The following is a 20,553-nucleotide window of genomic DNA, read 5'->3' as shown; positions in this document are numbered from 1 at the left end:
GGTTGTCAGGACGCGGCCCTGCTGTATCGCAGGGCGCTGCCCTGCTCCCACAAAAGGTCCCGGACCTTTTGCATCCAGGACCTCCCCAGGACCTCCCATGAGCACCACCCCCGCGCCGATCCCGACCCTCCAGGGCCTCGCCGAGGTCGCCGACCGGTACGACCTGATCCTCTGCGACGTCTGGGGCGTGCTGCACGACGGCCAGACGGCCCACACGGCCGCCGGCGAGGCGCTGATCCGCTTCCGCGGCCTCCCGGGCGCGCGGCCGCGCCGGGTCGTCCTCGTCTCGAACGCGCCCCGGCCCGGCGACGGCGTCGGCCGCATCCTCGACCGGTTCGGCGTGCCGCGGGAGGCCTACGACGCGATCCTGACCTCGGGCGACCTCACCCACGACCTGATCGCCGCGCGCCCGGGTGCCCGGATCCGGCATCTCGGGCCGGAGCGCGACCTCGGCATCTTCCAGGGGCTCGACCTCAGCCTCGTCCCGGAGGCGGAGGCCGACCTCGTCGTCTGCACCGGCCTGTTCGACGACCGCAGCGAGACCCCGGACGATTACCGGCCGGAGCTGGAGCGCCTCGCCGCCCGCGGGCTGACCATGATCTGCGCCAATCCGGACCTCGTCGTGGAGAGCGGCAACCGCCTGATCCCCTGCGCGGGCCTGCTCGCGGCGGCCTACGCGGAGATCGGCGGCCCCGTGGTCTACGCCGGCAAGCCCCACCGCCCGGTCTACGAGGCGGCGCTCGCCAAGGGGGCGGCGCTCACCGGGGCGGCGCTCGCCGGGGCCCCGGTGGACCCGGCGCGGGTCCTGGCGATCGGCGACGCGATCCGCACCGACATCGCCGGCGCCCGCGGCTTCGGCATCGCCAGCCTGCTGGTGGCCCGCGGCATCCACGCGGAGGAACTCGGCGTCACGGCCGCGCATCACCGCCTGGGCGACGTGGCGGACTGGCTCGGCCGGCAGGCGGTGCATCCGGACGCGGTGATCGAGCGGCTGGTCTGGTAGCGGCCGGTCCTCCGAGGCGGGCCCTTCGAGGCGGGTCCTGCGCGTATTGCCGCCAGTCTAACCCCCTGAAATCCCCGACAAGCTTGACACCGCGCGGGAAATTGCGTGGATTCGCGCGTGTGAATCGGTCCCGCGCGCAGCAATCAGCCCCGACATTCGCCTCACGCGTCGGGCGATTCGACCCGAAGACCTGCCCGATGGCGGCGCGCGCGACGATCGGGGCCGGCGAGACGGCGGGTCTTGCGTGACCCTCGTCTCCGGACTGCCCGATTTCCTGCTCTATCTCGGCACCGCGACCGGGCTGATCGGCCTCTACCTGCTGATCTACACCCTCGCCACCGCGCACAACGAGCTCGCGCTGATCCGCCGGGACGTGACGGCGGCCGCCGTCGCGCTGGGCGGGAGCCTGGTCGGCTTCACCCTGCCGCTGGCGGTGGCGATCTACAACGCGCGGTCGCTGCTCGACTGCCTGATCTGGGGGCTGATCGCCCTGGTGATCCAGATCGCGATCTACTGGCTCGTGCGCCTCGCGGTGCCGGACCTGTCGCGGCGCATCGAGGAGGATCGCGCCGCCGCCGCGATCCTCCTCGGCGCGGCCTCGCTGGCGGGCGGCGTCGTGAACGCCGCCTCGATGACCTATTGAGGGGCCGGTGACGGAGACCGCGCCACGTCCCGACGCAGCCTCCGGCGACGCCGCCTGCGGGCCCGGGGCCAGCTTCGCCGCTGCCCGCCGCTCCAAGCGCTCGGCCGCCGTGTCGCTGGTCCTGGTCGCCGGTGCCGGCGCGGCCGCGCTGACGCTCGGCGGCCTCGACCCGTCCCAGCGGGAGGAGGAGGCGCTCGTCTACGGGACGCTCGGCGCCTGCATCGCCCAGCAGCTGCGCGGCGCCGAGGCCTGCATCGCCGCCTACAAGACCGCGCAGGAGACCTACGCGGCGACGGCGCCGCGCTACGAGACCGAGGCCGATTGCCAGCGCCACCACGGGACCGGCGGCTGCACCCCGGGCGCGCAGGTCACGGAGGCCGCGCGCGGCCGCTACCTGCCGGTGATGGCCGCCTTCATGATGGGGCGCACGGACGCGCAGGACCTGCCGGTCCAGCCGCTCTACCCGCACGCGCCCGAGGAGGAGCGCGACGAGGCCGGGACCGCGACGGCCGGGCATGGGGGCGGCTACTGCACCGGCGCGGGCGGGCGGGTCGCCTACGCGGGCGGCGCCTCGCGGGTCCACGTCCCCGCCTCGGTCGCCCGCACCGCGAGCGCGACCCCGCGCACGATCAGCCGCGGCGGCTTCGGCGGCACCGGGCGGGCGACGGCGTTCTCCGGAGGCTCGGGCGGCCGCGCCGGCGGGTTCGGGGGCGGGTTCGGGGGCGGCTGATGCGCCGCGTGCCGGTCCCGGAGCGGCCCGACTGGCGCCAGCACGCCGCGCGGGCCGGCTTCACCTTCCACACATTCGACGGCGCCCCCTACTGGGACGAGAGCGCCTACTACGCCTTCGGCCTCGCGGAGATCGAGGACGCCATCGAGGCGCCGAGCGCCGCGCTGCACGACCTCTGCCTCGCCTTCGTGGACCGGGCGGTCCGGGACGCGGCGATCCTCGCCTCGCTGCGGATCCCCGAGCACGCCTGGGACGCGATCCGGGCGAGCTGGGACCGGCGCGATCCCAGCCTCTACGGGCGCTTCGACTTCAGCTACGGGGGCGACGGGCCGGCCAAGCTCCTCGAGTACAACGCCGACACGCCCACCGCCCTCTACGAGAGCGCGGTCTTCCAGTGGCTCTGGCTGGAGGACGGGCTGGCGCGGGGGCGCCTCCCCGCCGGCGCCGACCAGTTCAACACCCTGCACGAGGCGCTGGTGGCGCGCCTCGCCGCCGTGGCGCCCCCGGAGGGCGTCGCCTTCGCGGGCTTCCCCGACGCGCCGGAGGATCGCGGCACGCTGGCCTATCTCCAGGACTGCGCGCTCCAGGCCGGCCGCCCCGCTCCCTTCCTGCCGGTCGAGGCGATCGGGCTCGACGCGGACGGGCGCTTCGTGGACGCGGCCGGCGCCCCGATCGGCTGCCTGTTCAAGCTCTACCCGTGGGAGTGGATGTTCGCCGACCCGTTCGGCCGCGCGGTCGGCGCGGCCGCGACCCGGTTCCTGGAGCCGCCCTGGAAGGCGGTGCTCTCCAACAAGGGGCTGCTGGCCCATCTCTGGGCAATGGCGCCGGGCCATCCCAACCTGCTGCCGACCTATTTCGAGGAGGACCCCGCCAAGGCCGCGCTGGGCCGGAGCTTCGTGAAGAAGCCCCTCTACGGGCGCGAGGGCGCCAACGTGCTGATCGTGCGCGACGGCGCCGTCGCGGCGCGCGACGAGGGGCCCTACGGCGGCGAGGGCTACGTGCGGCAGGCCCTGGCGGAGCTGCCCGATTTCGCGGGCCGCCGCGCGCTGGTCGGCAGCTGGATGGTCGGCGACCGGCCCGCCGGCCTGTGCCTGCGCGAGTCGGACGGCCTCATCACGACCGACCGGGCCCGGTTCGTGCCGCACCTCATCGATCCGTGACCGGGTCCCGCGCCGCCGCGGCTCACCGGCCCAGCGCCGCGAGCTCCCGCCGCATGTTCGACCGCGCCGGCCCCTCCAGCGCCGCCCGGGCCCGGGCGGTGACGAACAGCGGCCGGCCGGATGCGAGGGCGCCCCGCAGGAAGGCGGCGCGCCCCTGCCGGTAGGCGTCCGCGCCCACGACTGGGACGAATTCCCGCGCCACGCCGGCGGCGTAGCCGTCGTAGGCGGCGGGCGCCGCCCCCAGGATCGCCATGTCCATGTCGAGGAAGGTCGCGACGTCCGCGGCGAGCGCGGCCGGGAGACCGTCCGGGACGGCGTGCCGCTCGGTCGCCAGGATCATCGTCTCGGCCGCCGCCAGCGTGGGCGCCGGGACCGCGCCCTCCGGCAGCGCCCGCAGGAGCGCGGCGCTGCGGCGCTCGTTGTCCGCGGCGCCCGGCCGGTAGACGGCGTCGTGGAACCAGATCGCCAGTTCCACCGCGTCGGGATCCCGGACCGTCCCGCGGCGGGCGCGGAACGCCTCCAGCAGCGCGTCGATATGCGCCTGGCCGTGATAGACCCGGTGAGGCTCGGCCAGCCGGGCGCGCAGGTCAGCCAGGATGCGGGGATGGCCGTCGAGCATCGGCCGATCCTCTACCCGATCCGCCGCCGCGGGACGAGGCGGATCGCGCCGCAGGCCCGGGAAGACGCTCCGGGCACCCGCGATGGACTTCCCGGCCTCGCGCTCCGACGCCCCGCGAGATCATCGTCCCCGCGACGATGATCGGGGATGTGATCGTCGAACGCCCCGATAGACGCGCCGCTGTCGATCCCGAGAGATCTATTGGGCGCGATCGACCCGATCCCGCGTCTGGTCTTCGCGCGGAACGCCGGCTACAGGGGCAGAACCATCCGGAGGATCCCCAGCGCCCATGAGAGCGACGAGCCTGAGAACGACGACTTGGTTGATGCTGACGGCGCTGCTCGCCGCCGCCCCGGCCCGTGCGCAGGCCCCCGCGCAGGCCCCTGCCCCGGCACCGGCGGGGCCGGCGACCAAGCCCGAGAGCGATCCGGCTCAGGAGACGATCCGCAAGCTCAACGCCTATGTCGGGCTCCTCAACCGGACCCTGCGGGCGCAGGAATCGCTCGGCCGCTATCAGAGCTGGGTCAACATGAAGACCGGTCCGACCGGCCGCGAGCGGATCATCTACGGCCTCTACGGGCTCTACGACGTGCGCGGCGAGATCGCGAAGGCGGAGGCCGCGACGGCGCAGCCGCCCGCGATGCCGGACCTCGACGGCGCCGTGAAGACCTACATCGCCGCCTATCAGGCGCTCGCCCCGACGGTCACCGAGGCGGAGGGCTACTACGAGCGGCAGGATTACCGCGCGGACAAGATGGAGCAGGGCAAGGCGCTCCACGCCAAGCTCGCCGTCGCGGGGCCGGCCTTCCTGGCGGCGCGCGCCAAGGTCGACGCCGCGCTGCGGGTCGAGAAGGAGAAGAGCGACGCGCTGGAACTCGCCGCCCTCGAGGCGCGGGAGGGCCGCAAGGCGCGCTGGCACGTCGCGAACGTGATGACCGCCTGCCGCAAGGTCATGGACCTGCTGCCCACCGACGCCAAGCCGGTCGTCGACATGGCGGCCTTCGACGCCGCGCTCGGGCGCTACGCCGTCGCCGTGAAGGACATGGACGGGTACAGCGCCGCCAACCCGAACTCCTTCCACGTGTTCGAGAGCCGGCCCCGCGCGCTCCTGGGCAAGCTGCGCGAGTTCGACGACAAGCTCGCCAAGGCCAGGGGCGACGCCCGGCGCGGCGCCGGGCGCGACGTGACCTGGATCGTGAACGACTACAACATGATGGTGTCGACCGCGCAGACGGCCACGACCTTCTCGCGGTGACCGGGGGCGTCCGGGACCCGGGCCCCCGTCAGCGGGCGCTCCGGCCCGGTTCCGTCAGCCGCAGCGAGGTCGCGGCCGCGGTGACGGCCGCCTGCCAGCGCGCCTGCTCGGCCGCGGGGTAGCGGACGCGCAGGGTGACGAAGGCGCCGCCGCGGCCGCCCGCCAGCAGGGTCTTCCGATACAGGATCCCGGCCGCCGTCGTGCAGGAGAGCACGATCCAGCCGGGCTTGCGCGCCGCGTATTCCGGCGGCTGCCGCAGGCAGGTCTTCCGGTCCGCGGCCACGACGGCGTCGAGATCCTGGTCGAGCACGTCGTTCAGGCCCGACACCGTCAGGTGCAGGTGGCCGTCGGCCGAGCGGAAGGCCTGCCCGTCGCCGTTGTCCGGCGGCGGCTCCGCGACGAGGTCGGCGGGCACGTCGACGGAGAAGCCGAAACGGGCGTTGACCACGTGCCGCAGCGCCGGCGTGTCCGGCAGCGCCCGGCTCCAGTCGCGCCGGACCTGCGCGATCCGCGCGGTGTAGGCCCGCGTCAGGCAGGCCGTGTCCGGGCAGGCATCGCGGACCCGCGCGCGCCAGCGCGCGTGGTCCTCGCCGAAGGTGTCGATCGCCTGGCCGGTCTCGCCGTCGACCCCGCGCGTCTCGCCCACGATCCGGTCGAACAGGCGCCTGAGTTCCTCGTCCAGCCGCGTCAGGGCGGGGTCGGCACAGATCAGCGTCTCGACCCTGTCCCGGATCCCGGCGCAATCCGGCGCTGCCCGGGCGCCGACGGTGCCGAGCGCACAGACTGCGCCGACGAGGCTTGTTCTGAGGATCGATCGGGGGAACGATCGCGGGCTCAGGCGCGCCGGACGGGCTTGGCTACGCACGGAATTCCTCCTGTGGCGGTCTGGACGCGATCGGCCGCGCGGTCCCGGCCGGCCCGGGCCGTCGGGCCCTCCGGATCCGGGCAGGATGGCGCGCCGCCGCTCATCGGCCCGTCGTGGTCTTGAGCATCAGGATGTCGATGTCGCGCCGGGGCACGTAATCCGTCACGACGCTCTCGAAGGTCGTCGGGCCGGTCTTGCGGAGTCCGGTGGCGCAGAACGACACGAGCGTCGTCGGATCGCCCTTGTCCACGGTCAGCTTGAACGTGCCGATCGGCCCGGCCCAGTTGGCGCCGGAGGTGATCACGTAGGACAGGTACTGCTCGAAGGCCTGCACCCCCCGGCCCCCCGCCGCCTCGATCCTGCGGGCGAGCCCCTGGGCCGCCTTCAGGAAGGCCGCGTCCGTGCAGTATTTCCGCGCGTACTCGGCCTTCTCGTCGGCGCCCTCGGTCGGGGTCCCGAACGACAGGCTGGAGAGGCCGCCGACGCCCGGAACGTAGCTCTGCCGGACGACGACGTCGCGGCCCGCCGGGAAGACCTGCCGGCGCCAGAACTTCGACCGCAGGGTCCAGACCGGGAACAGGCTCGTCGTGCCCTTGCCCATGTCCTGGGGCTCCAGGAGGCCGTCCGCCACGAGGCCGCGGCGCTGATCCGCACCCAGGGCAGCCAGCGCGGTCTCGGTCGCCTCGACCGTCGGGACGAGGGGGATGCCGAGGCTCCGCAGCCGCCCGGTCACCTCGACCTCCGGCTTGCCGGCCGGCGTGACGAAGGCGCGCTGCTCGACCTGCGAGTCGACCGGCCGGCCGTCGACCTCGGTGGTGAAGCGGAGGAAGTTGTCGTGCTTCGGGTCGGCGATGTTCAGCATCGCGTCGGGACCCCCGGAGATGTCGGGCATCGGGAACGCGATCGTCGTCTCGACGTCCCGGTCGGTCAGGTTGCGGAAGCGGTAGACGATGCGCACCGCCTTCTCGGACAGGAAGAGGTCCTCGGAGACGAGGGCGATCCGGTCCGTCTTCTCCAGGACGAGACCGCCGGTCGCGAGGGTCGCGACGCTGTCGTCGGCCCGGGCCGGACGCGGCAGGGCCGACGACAGTGCCGTCGGCAGGATCACCGGCAGGAGCAGGGCCAGGCGCGGGATGCGGGTCGTGGCTGGGATTCGCACGGCTGTCGGGCTCGCGGGTTGGATCCGTCGGTGCGGGGCGGGGTGAGAACCGGCGCGTCGCCGGTCAGCGATCGGCGAGCGGGTTTCGGACGATCCGGTCACGCCTCCGGTTCAGTCGCGGAGCGGGCTCGGCAACCGTCGGCCCTGGCGGGAGACGGGCCTCGATCCGCTGCCCCAGGGCGGCGAGCGCTTCGGCGAAGGCGTCATCGGTCGCGGCACACCATCTTCCCCGCGGCGCGCCTGCACGCGCACCGCCGAATCTCGGACGGACCGAACGGAAGCTTTCGGGCAGAGTTGAGGCCGGCCGAGAGGGCCATGTCAGGTCGAGGCGTCAGGTCGAGACGTCAGGTCGAGGCTGCGAGGAAACGTCGCCGTCGGCGGCCGCGCGCGATTGCGCCGCCGCGACCGTTCGGTCTATCGGCTGCCCGGGATGGCCGGTGGCCCCGGGCGCCGGCTCGATCCGCGACGATCTGCGAGGAGCGCCCCCGTGCCAGCCGAAGACGCCCCGATCGGCCGCTTCCCGATTCCCCGCCTGGAGACGCTGCCGGACGACATCCGCGCGCGGATCGAGGCGGTGCAGGAGAAGTCCGGCTTCGTCCCGAACGTGTTCCTGGTGCTCGCCCACCGTCCGGACGAGTTCCGGGCCTTCTTCGCCTACCACGACGCGCTCATGGACAGGCCGGGCAACCTGACCAAGGCCGAGCGCGAGATGATCGTCGTGGCGACCTCGGCCATCAACCAGTGCCAGTACTGCGTGATCGCCCACGGGGCGATCCTCCGGATCCGCGCCAAGGATCCGCTGATCGCCGACCAGGTGGCGATCAACTACCGCAAGGCCGACATCACCGACCGGCAGAAGGCGATGCTCGACTTCGCCATGCTGGTCAGCCAGTCCGCGCACCAGGTCGGGGAGCCCGCGTTCGCGGCGCTCAGGGCCCACGGCTTCGACGACGCGGATGCCTGGGACATCGCCGCCATCGCGGCCTTCTTCGGCCTGTCGAACCGTCTGGCGAACGTCAGCAACATGCGGCCCAACCCGGAATTCTACGCGCTGGGGCGCGGCTGACGGCGCGGCGTCCCTCGCCGCCGGTTACCGGACCGCCGGGGCGGGTTCCGGGTGTCCACCACCCCTTCAGAGGGCTCGGCGCCCCGCGGGACCGCCGGAGCCCCGCCGTGCGACCTGGCGTCGCGCGCGGGGAGCGGATGAAACGGCTCCGGCCCTCTGAGCCCGACGGCGACCGCGCGCGGGGACGGGGCGCGCCGTCCTTACCAGTGCTTTAAGCCTATAGGAGCCGCCCGGTCCGGCTGTTAACAGGCGTTAAATTTTGTGGCCGACCCGGTGAGGGGGCGAATCCCGGCTTGAACCTTCGAAGCGGCGCGGCCCAGCGTCTCGACCTGACCGCGTGCGATCGCGAGCCCATCCACATCGTCGGCAGCGTCCAGCCGCACGGGTTCCTGCTCGGCCTCGAGGCCCGGTCCCTCACCATCGTCCAGGCGAGCGCCAACGCCCCCGCGGCGGCCTCCGTCGGCACCGTCCTCGACGCGGCCCTGCCCGACCTCGCGGCCGTCGTCCGCCACCACCTGGAGGCGGCGGAGCCCCAGGACGGCGCCCTCTATCTCCGGACGGTGACGCTGGAGACCGCCGGCGGGCGCCAAGCCTACGAGGTTGCGGCCCACCGGGTCGACGAACTCGTCGTGCTGGAGCTGGAGGAGATCGACGCGGCCGCGGCCGAGATCGGCGTCGACGTGCTCACCCCGCGCCTGCGGGCCTTCGTCGAGCGCCTGCAGACCGCCCGCACCGTCGAGGACCTCTGCCAGTTCGTCGCCGAGGACATCCGCCAGATCACCGGCCTCGACCGGGCCCTGGTCTACCGGTTCGACCGCGACTGGCACGGCACGGTGCTGGCGGAGGCCGGCAACGGCGTCCTGCCCTCCTACCTCGACCTGCGCTTCCCCGCCTCCGACATCCCGGCCCAGGCGCGCGAGCTCTACCGCCGGAACCGGCTGCGCATCATTCCGGATGCCGGCTACGTCCCCGTGCCGATCCGGCCGGCCACCACGCCTTCCGGCAAGCCGCTGGACCTCAGCCAGTCGGTGCTGCGCTCGGTCTCGCCGGTCCATGTCGAGTACATGCGCAACATGGGCACGATGGCGTCCATGTCGGTGTCGATCCTCGTCGACGGCGCCCTCTGGGGCCTGATCTCCTGCCACAACCGCGCGCCCAGGCGCGTGCCCCTCCAGGCGCGCAATGCCTGCGACGTGCTCACCCAGATCTTCGCCCTGCAGCTCTCGGCCCGCGAGCGCGGCGCCCAGTCCGAGAAGCGGCTGGCGCTGGGCGCCGTGCAGGCGCGCCTCCTCGCGTTCATGGCCGAGGAGGACAGCTTCGTCGACGGCCTGCTCAACCACCCCGACGACGTCCTGGCCCTGGTGGACGCGACCGGCGCCGCGGTGGTCACGGCGGACCGCTGCCGGCTGCTCGGGGCGACGCCGACCGAGCGCGAGGTCCGCGCCCTCTATCGGTGGCTGTCCGAGCGCGAGGATGCCGAGGAGGTCTTCGTCTCCGAGGCCCTGTCGGAGGCGTTCCCGGCCGCCGCCGCCTTCGCCGACCGGGCGAGCGGCCTCCTGGCGATCTCGGTCTCGAAGAAGTACGCGAGCTACATCCTCTGGTTCAGGCCCGAGGTCGTGCGGACGGTGAAGTGGGGCGGCAACCCCGTGAAGGCCGTCCGGCCCGACCCGGAGGGCGGCCCGGACCGGCTGCACCCGCGCAAGTCGTTCGAGATCTGGAAGGAGACCGTGCAGGGCCGCTCCCTGCCCTGGTCCGACCCGGAGGTGGAGGCCGCCAAGGACCTGCGCGCCTCGGTGCTCGGCATCGTGCTCCGCCGGGCCGAGGAGCTCGCCGCCATGAGCGAGGAGCTGCAGCGCTCGAATAAGGAGCTGGAGGCGTTCTCGTACTCGGTCAGCCACGACCTGCGCGCGCCGTTCCGCCACATCGTCGGCTACGCGAACCTGCTCAAGACCCGCGAGGGCGCCCAGCTCTCCGACAAGGGCCGGCACTACGTGGAGACGATCATCGAGGCGGCCTTCTCGGCCGGCACCCTGGTCGACAGCCTCCTGAGCTTCTCGCAGATGGGCCGGCACGCCCTCAACAAGGTCTGGGGCGACATGAACGCCCTGGTCGAGGAGGTCCGCCGGAAGGTCCTGCGCGACGTCACCCCCGACCGGACCCTCCGCTGGGAGATCGCGCCCCTGGGCCGCGCCTACGCCGACCCGGTGATGCTGCGGCTCGTCATCGAGAACCTGCTGTCGAACGCCGTGAAGTACACCCGCGGCACCCCGGAGGCGGTGATCGCGATGGGCAGCCTCCCGCCCCGGGAGGGCGAGGCGGTTTACTACGTGCGCGACAACGGCGCCGGCTTCGACATGGCCTACGTCGACAAGCTGTTCGGCGTCTTCCAGCGGCTGCACCGGGTCGAGGAGTTCGAGGGCACGGGCATCGGCCTCGCCAATGTCCGCCGCATCGTCGAGCGCCACGGCGGCCGGACCTGGGCCGAGGGCAGGCTCGGCGCGGGCGCCACCTTCTACTTCACCCTGCCCATCCGGGAGGAGGCCCACTGATGGCGGGACTGAAGCCCATCCTCCTGGTCGAGGACAACCCGAACGACATCGAGCTGACGCTGGCGGCGCTCGAATCGAGCCAGCTCGCCAACGAGATCGTCATCTGCCGCGACGGCGCCGAGGCCCTCGACTTCATCTACCGGCGGGGCGCGCACGAGAAGCGGCAGGCCCAGGACCCCGCGGTGGTCCTGCTCGACCTGAAGCTGCCGAAGGTCGACGGCCTGGAGGTGCTCGCCAAGATCAAGGGCGACCCGGTCACCCGCCAGGTGCCGGTGGTGATGCTGACCTCGTCCCGCGAGGAGACCGACCTCGTGCGCTCCTACGATCTCGGGGTGAACGCCTTCGTGGTGAAGCCGGTCGCCTTCGAGGAGTTCTTCGCGGCGATCAAGGAGATCGGCGTGTTCTGGGCCCTCCTCAACGAGCCGCCGCCGTACCGGGGAGGCTGGCCATCGAACGCGTGATCGGACCTTCCGCGGGGCCGCTGCGGGTCCTCCACCTGGAGGACAGCGACCTCGACGCCGAGCTGATCGAGGCCGAGCTGGAGACCCTCGGGCACCCGGTCGCGATCGAGCGGGTGATGACCCGCGACGCCTTCGCCCGCGCGGCGGTCGCCGGCCGGCACGACCTGATCCTGGCGGACTACGTCCTGCCGACCTTCGACGGCGTGAGCGCCCTCGGCATCGCCCGGGCGCAGTGCCCCGACACGCCGTTCATCTTCTGCTCGGGCACGCTCGGCGAGGACGTCGCGGTCGAGGCCCTGAAGAACGGCGCCACCGACTACGTCGTCAAGCAGCGCCTCGACCGCATGCCGCGCACGATCGTCCGGGCGCTGGCCGAGGCGCGGGCCCGCGCCGACAAGCGCGAGGCCGAGGCCGCCCTGCAAGCGCTCAACGAGACGCTGGAGGTGCGCATCGCCGAGCGGACCCGCGAACTCGCCGCGGCGAACGAGGCCCTCCAGGCCCAGATCGTCGAGCGGGAGCGGGCGGAGGACGCCCTGCGGCTCGCCCAGCGCCTGGACGCGGTCGGCCAGCTCACGAGCGGCGTCGCGCACGACTTCAACAACCTGCTGACGGTGATCGCCGGCAACATCGAGTTCCTCGAGAGGGTCGTGTCCGACACCCGCTCGAAGCGCCGCCTCGCCATGATGCGCGGGGCCGCCGAGCGCGGCGCCCGGCTCACCGCGCAGCTGCTCGCCTTCTCCCGGCGCCAGCGCCTGGAGCCGACGCCGGTCAGCCTCAACCAGACGGTCGCGTCGATGCGCGACCTGCTGCAGAGCTCGATCGGCGGCGCGGTCCGGATCGAGACGACCCTCCAGCCCGACCTGTGGCCGGCCCTGGTCGACGCCACCCAGATCGAGCTGGTGATCCTGAACCTCGCCATCAACGCCCGCGACGCGATGGCGGTGGGCGGCCGGCTCGCCATCGAGACCGCCAATGTCAGCGTCACCGGGGCGCCGACTCGGCCCGAGCAGCCGGCGCCCGGCGCCTACGTCATGGTGGCGGTGAGCGACACCGGCACCGGGATGACGCCGGACGTGCTGGCCCGGGTGTTCGAGCCGTTCTTCACCACCAAGGAAGTCGGCAAGGGGTCGGGTCTCGGGCTTGCCCAGGTCTACGGCTTCGTCAAGCAGTCCGGCGGCGGCATCCGGATCGACACGGTCGCGGGCGAGGGCACCTCGATCAAGGTCTACCTGCCCCGGGCCGCGGAGCCCGAGGGTGCCGTGCCCCGCCTGCCGGCCGCGGCCGAGGCCGCGCGGACGCACCCGCCCGGGAGCGGCCCCCGGCTCCTCGTGGTCGACGACGACGCCGAGGTGCGCGAGGTGACGACGACCCGCCTGATCGAGGCCGGCTACGCGGTGCGCGAGGCGGCCTCGGGCCTCCAGGCCCTGGCCGCCCTGGAGGCGGATCCGGGCGTCGACCTCGTCGTGATGGACTTCGCCATGCCGGGCATGAACGGGGCCGAGACGGCCCTGGAGGTGCGGAAGCGCTGGCCGGCGCTGCCGGTCCTGTTCGTCACCGGCTTCGCCGACACCACCGCCCTGACCGAGGCCGGCGCCGTCGGCGCCGACGCGATCGTGCTGAAGCCGTTCCGCGTCGGGGAACTCGAGGGCAAGGTCGCCGCCGCCCTGGCGGCGCGCCCGCCGGCGCAGCTCCGGCTGATCTCGGGCCGCGACAGGAGCGCCTGAGGGGGACGTCGCGCGGGCGTCCCGCTTGCGTCTCTGGGGCTCTCCCGGGCGTTCTCCACACGGCGTGCGGGCCCCGCACGGTGTCCCGGGCGGCGCGTGCGCGCCGACGCGGTTGCGCGAACCCGCCCGCTGGGGCACCGATGGCGCTGTCCTGTCCCGCCGGTTCCTCGCCCCATGTCCGAGTCACGCGCCTGGTCCGATGCCTGAGACCGTCGGGACCGCGCCCCCGGCCTTCCTCGCGGAGGGCGGCGCGATGGGCGCCCGGATCCGCGCCCACGACTGGTCCGGCTCGCCGCTCGGCCCGCCGGACAGCTGGGCGCCCTGCCTGCGGGCGACCCTGAGCCTGATCCTGGGATCGCGGTTCCCGATGTTCGTGGCGTTCGGGCCCGACCTCGTCTTCCTCTACAACGACGCCTACGCGGAGATCCTGGGCGACAGGCATCCCGCGGCGCTCGGCGCGCGCTTCCGCGACGTCTGGAAGGAGATCTGGCCGGAGATCGGCCCCCTGATCGACCGGGCGCTCGCCGGTGCGGCGACGTGGTCCGAGAACATGCCGCTGACCATGAACCGGCACGGCTACGACGAGCCGACCTGGTTCACCGCCTCGTACGCGCCGGTTCGCGACGAGGCGGGCCGGGTCGCCGGCCTGCACTGCGCCTGCACGGAGACGACCGGCCGCGTCCAGGCCGAGGCGCGCCTGCGCGAGGCGGAGGCCCGGATCCGGGCCCTCGCCGACCACCTCCCGGGCGGCTACGTCTACCAGCTCGCCATGGCCCCCGACGGCGCCGACCGGCGCTTCCTCTACGTGTCGCAGGGTTTCGAGCGCATGACCGGCCTGGCGGCCGGGGACGTGCTCGCCGACCCGGCGGTCGCCTACGACCTGATCCTGCCGGAATACCGCGCCGCGGTCGCCGAGGCGGAGGCCGCCGCGATCCGCGACCTCGCGCATTTCGACGTCGCGGCGCCCATGCGCCGGCCGGACGGCACCCACGTCTGGACGCGCATCGTCTCGGCCCCCCGCCGCGTCGGCGACACGCTGGTCTGGGACGGGCTGCATCTCGACGACACGGTGCGCCGCCGGACCGAGGAGCAGCTGCGGGAGAGCGAGCGGCGCCTGCGGCTCGCGACCGAGGCGGCCGAGATCGGCCTCTGGGACGTCGACGTCGTCGCCGACACCCTGTTCTGGCCCGCGCGGGTCAAGGCGATGTTCGGCATCTCGGCCGACGTGCCGGTCACGATGGCCGATTACTACGCCGGCCTGCATCCCGAGGACCGGGCGGCCACGAGCGCGGCCTACGCCTCCGCCCTCGATCCCGCGCGGCGCGCCGTCTACGACGTGGAGTACCGCACCGTCGGCAAGGAGGACGGCGTCGTGCGCTGGGTCGCCGCCAAGGGGCGCGGGATCTTCGAGGGCGCGCGCTGCGTGCGGGTGATCGGCACGGCGATCGACATCACCGCCCGCAAGCAGGCCGAGGAAGCCCTGCGCGCCAGCGAGGCGCAGTTCCGGGTCCTGTCGCAGGTGCTGCCGAACTTCGTCTGGGCGACCGACGCGGCCGGGGCGGCGAACTGGTTCAACGCGCGCGTCTACGCCTACGCGGGCCGGGAGCCCGGCACCCTCGACGGCGCGGGCTGGCGGGGGATCATCCATCCCGACGATCAGGACCGGGTCGACGAGGAATGGCGGGCGGCCGTCCGGTCGCGGGCCGACTACCAGTCCGAGTACCGCCTGCGCCGCGCCGACGGCGCGTATCGCTGGTTCCTGGCCCGGGCGCAGCCGGTCCTGGGCGCCGACGGCGCTGTCACCCGCTGGGTCGGCACCAGCACCGACATCGACGACCAGAAGCGGCTCATGGCCGAGCTCGTGCGCTTCAACCTGACCCTGGAGCAGCGCGTGGCCGAGCGCACGGCCGAGCACGACCGGGTCTGGCGCAACTCGCGCGACCTGCTGGCCGTGGTCGGGGCCGACGGCATCTTCCGCGCGGTCAATCCGGCCTGGCAGACGATCCTGGGGCACGAGCCCGCCGCGGTGGTGGGGCGCAGCTTCCTGGACTTCATCTGGCCCGAGGATGCGGGCGCGACCCAGGAGGCGCTCGAAGCTGCCGCCGCGGCGCGCGACCTGACCGATTTCGAGAACCGCTACCGGCACAGGGACGGCACCCTGCGGCTGATCTCGTGGCGCACCTCCGTCGAGGGCGCGCAGGTCTACGCCTACGGCCGCGACGTCACCGCCGAGAAGGCCCAGGCCGAGGCGCTCCGGCACGCCGAGGAGGCGCTGCGGCAGTCGCAGAAGCTGGAGGCGGTGGGCCAGCTCACCGGCGGTGTCGCCCACGACTTCAACAACCTCCTGACGATCATCCGCTCGTCGGTCGACTTCCTCCGCCGGCCGGACCTGGCGGAGGAGCGCCGGTCCCGCTACCTCAACGCCGTCTCGGAGACGGTGGACCGCGCGGCGAAGCTCACCGGCCAGCTCCTCGCCTTCGCGCGGCGACAGGCGCTGAAGCCCGAGATCCTCGACGTCGGCGCGCGGCTGCGCGGCGTGGCCGACCTCCTCGACACGGTCACGGGCGCCCGCATCGCGGTCGTGACCGAGCTGCCGGAGCGGCCCTGCTTCATCCGGGTCGATCTCAGCCAGTTCGAGACCGCGCTGGTCAACATGGCGGTGAACGCCCGGGACGCCATGGACGGCGCCGGAACGCTGACCCTGCGCCTGCGCTGCGGCGCGGCGCTGCCGCCGATCCGCGGCCATGCCGGCGCGCCCGGCCCGTTCGCGGCGATCGACCTCGTCGACACCGGCACCGGCATCGCGCCGGACGTGCTGGCGCGGGTGTTCGAGCCGTTCTTCACCACCAAGGAGGTGGGCAAGGGCACCGGACTCGGCCTGTCCCAGGTCTTCGGCTTCGCCAAGCAGTCCGGCGGCGACGTCGCGGTCGAGAGCGCGCCCGGCCGCGGCGCCACCTTCACGCTCTACCTGCCGCAGGTCGAGCCCGAGGCGTCCTGCGCCGCCGCCGCGGAGGCCGCCGCCCTCGACCCCGGCGGCGCGGGGCAGCGGGTTCTGGTGGTGGAGGACAACATCGAGGTCGGCCGCTTCGCCACGCAGATCCTGGAGGATCTCGGCTACGCGACGACCTGGGCGACCAACGCCGAGGAGGCGCTGGACCAGCTCGGGGCCGACGGCGCGGCCTTCGACGCCGTGTTCTCCGACGTGGTCATGCCCGGCATGGGCGGGATCGCGCTGGCCCGGCTCCTCCGGCAGCGGATGCCGCACCTGCCGGTGGTTCTGGCCTCCGGCTACAGCCACGCCCTCGCCCAGGAGGGGATCCGCGACTTCGAGCTGCTGCCCAAGCCCTACTCCGCCGACCAGGTCTCGCGCGTGCTGCGCAAGGTCGTCGGCGCGCGGCGGAGGCGGCCGAGGGGCGGGCAGCCGGGCGGGCAGCCCTGACGCGGCGGGGCGCTGCCGGGACCAGCGGAGACCTGACAGAGACCTGACAGAGACCTGACAGAGACCTGACAGAGGCCTGACGCCGCAGCCGGGCGGCGACGGGCGGTCCCGGCGCCATGTTCCCGCGGGAGGTTCCGCGCGCGGGAGACGCCGCGCCCGCCCCCGGAGGTCCCATGGACAGGGTCATGTACGCGCTCGTCACCCTGGCGGAGGCGGTGCTCGGGATCTTCGGCGTGCGGGCGCTCTACGAGCAGCCCGCCTACGCGGTCGTCGAGCGCCTCGACCGCGGGGTCGAGATCCGGTCCTACGCGCCGCGCCTCGCGGTCGAGACCGACGCGCGCGGCCAGGGCGACGGCGACGCCTTCGGGCGGCTGTTCCGCTACATCACCGGCGCGAACCGGGCCGGGGACCGCATCGCCATGACGGCGCCGGTCGAGAGCGGCGGCCAGCGCATCGCCCAGCCCATCGCCATGACCGTCCCGGTGGAGCGGGACGGCACCGGCACGATGCGGTTCTTCCTGCCCCGCGCGGTGGCGGCGGCCGGGGCGCCGGCCCCGACCGAGCCGGGGGTCCGGCTGGTCGAGGTCCCGGCCGAGCGGGTCGCGGCCCTGCGCTTCTCCGGCCGCCTCACCCCGGAGGCGCGGGCCGCGCAGGCGGGCATCCTCGCCGCCGTCCTGGCGGCGGCCGGCCGCGCACCGGCGGGCGCGCCCTTCGTCATGGGCTACGACCCGCCCTTCGCGATCCCGTTCCTGCGCCGGAACGAGGTCGCCGTCCGCCTGCCGCCGCGGTGAGAGCCGGGACCGGTCCTGACGACCCGGCGCGCGGCCTCGGACGCCGCCCCGGAGGACCGGCCCGATTGCGCAATTATCCCGCGATGTCCTTCATAATAATCCCGAAGACTTGCCGCTATCTTCCTCTTTTGTTGTCTTTGCGCCACAGGCCCGATCATTCGAGCCCGCAAGTCGTCCCCCGCAGGGATTAAACAGAATGTGAATTGAGGTCGCGACCCGACCCGAGATCAGTGAGGCGCACGCAGCCGACGCGAAGCGGCGCGTGCCTTCGAATCCAGGTTGGGGGAAGATATGCGGGCCCTGCGAGGCAGCTTGATCGCGTCCGTGGCTCTGTTGCCGGGTGTCGCGCAGGCTCAACAATCCGTCACCCTCGGCGAGATCAGCGTCGTCTCGACGTCGCCGGTGGGTGCGGGCGGCGGCAATTCCAGCGGCGCCCAGAATCTCGATACGCTCGCCCAGGCCGCGCCGACCTTGCCGGCCCCGGCCGGCGGGGTGCGGCTGCGCGGCTCCGAGCAGCCGCTCAACAAGATCCCCAGCACCGTCGAGACCGTCACGGCCCGGCAGATCGAGGTCGATCAGGGCTCCGACAACGTGATCGCCACGCTGGCGCGGCGCACGCCCGGGGTGAACCTCAACGACTCGCAGGGCAATTCGAACCGGGTCGATCTCAGCTACCGCGGCTTCACGGCCTCGTCGGTGCAGGGCGTGCCGCAGGGGCTCGCCGTCTACCAGAACGGCGTGCGCATCAACGAGGCCTTCGGCGACGTCGTCAATTTCGACCTGATCCCGCCGCAGGCGATCCAGCGCATCGACGTGGTCACCGGCAACCCGGTCTTCGGCCTCAACGCCATCGGCGGCGCGGTCAACATCCAGATGAAGAACGGCTTCACCTGGCAGGGCACCGAGATCTCGGCCTGGGGCGGCTCGGACGCGCGCACCGCCGGCTACCTCGAGTACGGCAAGATCTCCGGTCCCTGGAGCTTCTACTTCACCGGCGACGGCCTGAACGACCGCGGCTGGCGCTACCAGAACCCGAGCACGATCGGCCGCCTCTACGCGGATCTCGGCTACCGCTCGCAGGATTCGGAGTTCCACCTGATCGGGCTCGCCGCCCGCAGCTTCTACGGCGCCGCCGCCGCCACGCCGGTGGACTTCACCCATCTCGACCCGCGGGCGATCTTCACCTACCCGCAGACCCAGACGACGCAGGTGGGCACGCTCCAGCTGACCGGCCGGGTCGACCTCTCGCCGACCTGGGATCTCGCCGGCAACGCCTATTACCGGCGCTTCAGCGAGTTCTACGTCGACGGCAACCAGGGCAACTTCGAGAACTGCAGCAGCCGCAGCAGCTTCCGGGGCTCGCTCTGCTACCAGGACGACGCGTTCAACGTGAACGCGCCGCCCACCAGCCAGGTGGCGGCGCGCCGGGCCTACGCCAACCAGTTCGCGATCCTCGGCCTGAACAACCAGACGATCCCGTTCGTCCGGAACATCCCGTACGGCACGATCGACACGACCCGGACGGAGGCCGAATCCTACGGCGGCTCGCTCCAGGCCGCCAACCGCGACCGGATCTTCGGCCTGAACAACGCCTTCGTGGTCGGCGGCAGCGTCGACGCCTCGAATTTCTCGTTCAAGTCGGCGAGCCAGCTGGGCGTGATCAACCCGAACCTGTCGATCACCGTCGACCCGAACAACCCGTACTACGGCACGATCCCGGGCCTCGGCACGCCGGACATCCGCACGCTGGGGGCGATCGGCCTCGCGCCGGGCAACGTCAGCGGCTCGACCCTGTATCTCGGCCTCTACGCCACCGACACGCTGGACGTGACCGACCGGCTGTCGCTGACCGGCGGCTTCCGGCTCAACTACGCCCGCATCCAGACCCGGGACCAGACCGGGTTCTCGCCGGACGTCACCGGCGTGCACGAGTACACCAAGGTCAACCCGCTCGCGGGCCTGACCTACCAGTTCGACCCGGCGCTGAATCTCTACGGCGGCTACTCGGAATCGAACCGCGCCCCGACCCCGCTGGAGCTGTCCTGCTCCAGTCCGACCCAGCCGTGCCTGCTGCCGAACTCGCTCGTGGCCGATCCGCCGCTCAAGCAGGTCACCGGCCGGACCTACGAGGCCGGCTTCCGCGGCGTGATCCCGGCCTTCCTGTCGGGCGGCGCCCTCACCTACAAGGCCGGCGTCTACCGCACCGACCTGAGCAACGACCTCTACCAGGTCGCCGTCGCGGGCAACGCCGCCCGCGCCTACTACATCAACGTCCCGGCGACCCGGCGCCAGGGCATCGAGGTCGGCGCCGAGTATGCGGTCACGCCCGACCTGCTGGTCTACGCCAACTACGCCCTGGTCGACGCGACCTTCCAGTTCAACGCGACCCTCTCGTCGCCCAACAACCCCCTGGCGAGCACCGGCGCGGCCGGCGGCGCCGTGGGCGGCGACGTGATCCCGAACGGCGGCATCCGTGTCCGGCCGGGCGACAAGATCCCGCTGATCCCCGATCACCAGATCAAGGCGGGCTTCGAGTACAGCATCACCCCGAACTGGCGCTTCGGCCTCAACGTCTCGGCCTTCTCGTCGTCCTACTACCGGGGTGACGAATCGAACCTCAACCGCAAGCTGCCGGCCTACTACGTGATGAACCTGACGACGAAGTATCAGGTCAGCAAGAACCTGGAGATCTTCGGGCTGATCACCAACCTGACCAACAACCGCTACGCCACGTTCGGCACCTTCGCCGAGACGGGCGCAGTGGCCGGCAACCTGTCGATCAACGACCCGCGGACCACGACCCTGGCGCAGCCGCTCTCGATCTACGCCGGCCTCACCTACCGGTTCGGGGCGGATCCGGTCCCGATGGCGCCGGAGCCGATCATCCGGAAGTACTGATCCCGTCCGCGGGACGATGATGCGAGGGGCCGGGGGATCCGCGGCCCCTCTTCCGTTCGAGCCCGCGCGCCTTCGCGCCCGGACGATGAGCCCGGTCTTTCAAACCCAGATGAGTGCGGCCGCCGACCCGATCTGTATCCCTGATCGGCCGCCGGCGAGGCTTGCGGGCGCTCCCGTCCCGGTCATCCCGA

The 20,553-nt window shown here is 72.9% G+C and carries 15 protein-coding genes; 12 read left to right on the top strand and 3 right to left on the bottom strand.

Annotated features, from left to right (window positions below):
* Positions 1–97: 97 nt before the first annotated feature.
* The 4 genes from C4T42_RS17515 (at position 98) to C4T42_RS17500 (ending at position 3,536) form a co-directional block, all read left to right on the top strand.
* The gene (locus tag C4T42_RS17515; RefSeq protein ID WP_020094065.1) at positions 98–1,003 is read left to right on the top strand and encodes a TIGR01459 family HAD-type hydrolase; all 906 of its coding nucleotides are present in this window, start codon (positions 98–100) and stop codon (positions 1,001–1,003) included.
* A 244-nt stretch (positions 1,004–1,247) separates the two neighbouring features.
* A complete protein-coding gene (locus tag C4T42_RS17510; RefSeq protein WP_020094066.1) occupies positions 1,248–1,646 on the top strand; it encodes a DUF350 domain-containing protein in 399 nt (132 codons plus the stop codon).
* 7 nt (positions 1,647–1,653) lie between these two features.
* Positions 1,654–2,376: a DUF1190 domain-containing protein gene (locus tag C4T42_RS17505; RefSeq protein ID WP_020094067.1), complete on the top strand. Its 723-nt coding sequence runs from the start codon at positions 1,654–1,656 to the stop codon at positions 2,374–2,376.
* The gene (locus C4T42_RS17500) at positions 2,376–3,536 is read left to right on the top strand and encodes a glutathionylspermidine synthase family protein (protein ID WP_020094068.1); all 1,161 of its coding nucleotides are present in this window, start codon (positions 2,376–2,378) and stop codon (positions 3,534–3,536) included. Before C4T42_RS17505 ends, C4T42_RS17500 begins: the two co-directional genes overlap by 1 nt.
* Positions 3,537–3,558: 22 nt before the next feature.
* Here the strand turns inward: C4T42_RS17500 and C4T42_RS17495 are convergent, their stop codons facing one another.
* Positions 3,559–4,155, bottom strand: a complete 597-nt coding sequence (locus C4T42_RS17495) for a hypothetical protein (protein ID WP_020094069.1) — start codon at positions 4,153–4,155, stop codon at positions 3,559–3,561.
* 289 nt (positions 4,156–4,444) lie between these two features.
* Between C4T42_RS17495 and C4T42_RS17490 the strand changes: the two genes are divergently transcribed.
* A complete protein-coding gene (locus C4T42_RS17490; RefSeq protein ID WP_049961888.1) occupies positions 4,445–5,410 on the top strand; it encodes a YiiG family protein in 966 nt (321 codons plus the stop codon).
* Positions 5,411–5,438: 28 nt separating this feature from the next.
* Here C4T42_RS17490 and C4T42_RS17485 read toward each other — a convergent pair whose 3' ends face one another.
* Both C4T42_RS17485 and C4T42_RS17480 read right to left on the bottom strand, forming a co-directional pair.
* Positions 5,439–6,275: a hypothetical protein gene (locus C4T42_RS17485; protein WP_103985551.1), complete on the bottom strand. Its 837-nt coding sequence runs from the start codon at positions 6,273–6,275 to the stop codon at positions 5,439–5,441.
* A gap of 100 nt (positions 6,276–6,375) precedes the next feature.
* A complete protein-coding gene (locus tag C4T42_RS17480; protein WP_103985550.1) occupies positions 6,376–7,434 on the bottom strand; it encodes a DUF4424 domain-containing protein in 1,059 nt (352 codons plus the stop codon).
* A 487-nt stretch (positions 7,435–7,921) separates the two neighbouring features.
* Here C4T42_RS17480 and C4T42_RS17475 point away from each other — a divergent pair, with 487 nt between their 5' ends.
* The 7 genes from C4T42_RS17475 to C4T42_RS17445 all read left to right on the top strand — a co-directional run bounded on the left by C4T42_RS17475 (position 7,922) and on the right by C4T42_RS17445 (position 20,362).
* Positions 7,922–8,500 carry a peroxidase-related enzyme gene (locus tag C4T42_RS17475; protein ID WP_103985549.1) on the top strand — a complete coding sequence of 193 codons (579 nt, stop codon included), beginning with the start codon at positions 7,922–7,924 and terminating at the stop codon, positions 8,498–8,500.
* A gap of 293 nt (positions 8,501–8,793) precedes the next feature.
* Positions 8,794–11,049, top strand: coding sequence for an ATP-binding protein (locus tag C4T42_RS17470; RefSeq protein WP_020094073.1), 2,256 nt, complete (start codon positions 8,794–8,796; stop codon positions 11,047–11,049).
* The gene (locus C4T42_RS17465; protein ID WP_020094074.1) at positions 11,049–11,510 is read left to right on the top strand and encodes a response regulator; all 462 of its coding nucleotides are present in this window, start codon (positions 11,049–11,051) and stop codon (positions 11,508–11,510) included. The genes C4T42_RS17470 and C4T42_RS17465 overlap by 1 nt, the downstream gene beginning before the upstream one ends.
* Positions 11,507–13,234, top strand: a complete 1,728-nt coding sequence (locus C4T42_RS17460) for a response regulator (RefSeq protein WP_020094075.1) — start codon at positions 11,507–11,509, stop codon at positions 13,232–13,234. The genes C4T42_RS17465 and C4T42_RS17460 overlap by 4 nt, the downstream gene beginning before the upstream one ends.
* Before the next feature lie 199 nt (positions 13,235–13,433).
* The gene (locus C4T42_RS17455; protein ID WP_020094076.1) at positions 13,434–16,673 is read left to right on the top strand and encodes a PAS domain-containing protein; all 3,240 of its coding nucleotides are present in this window, start codon (positions 13,434–13,436) and stop codon (positions 16,671–16,673) included.
* Between the two features lie 173 nt (positions 16,674–16,846).
* Positions 16,847–17,464 carry a heme-binding protein gene (locus tag C4T42_RS17450; RefSeq protein ID WP_026605072.1) on the top strand — a complete coding sequence of 206 codons (618 nt, stop codon included), beginning with the start codon at positions 16,847–16,849 and terminating at the stop codon, positions 17,462–17,464.
* Between the two features lie 291 nt (positions 17,465–17,755).
* Complete coding sequence (locus C4T42_RS17445) at positions 17,756–20,362, top strand: TonB-dependent receptor (RefSeq protein ID WP_042672263.1); 2,607 nt, start codon at positions 17,756–17,758, stop codon at positions 20,360–20,362.
* Positions 20,363–20,553 lie beyond the last annotated feature (191 nt).

It is taken from the genome of Methylobacterium sp. 190mf (assembly GCF_900107945.1).
Classification (GTDB): Bacteria; Pseudomonadota; Alphaproteobacteria; order Rhizobiales; family Beijerinckiaceae; genus Methylobacterium.
Note: the sequence above shows the minus strand (reverse complement) of the source record. Positions and strands in the feature narration are given on the sequence as shown.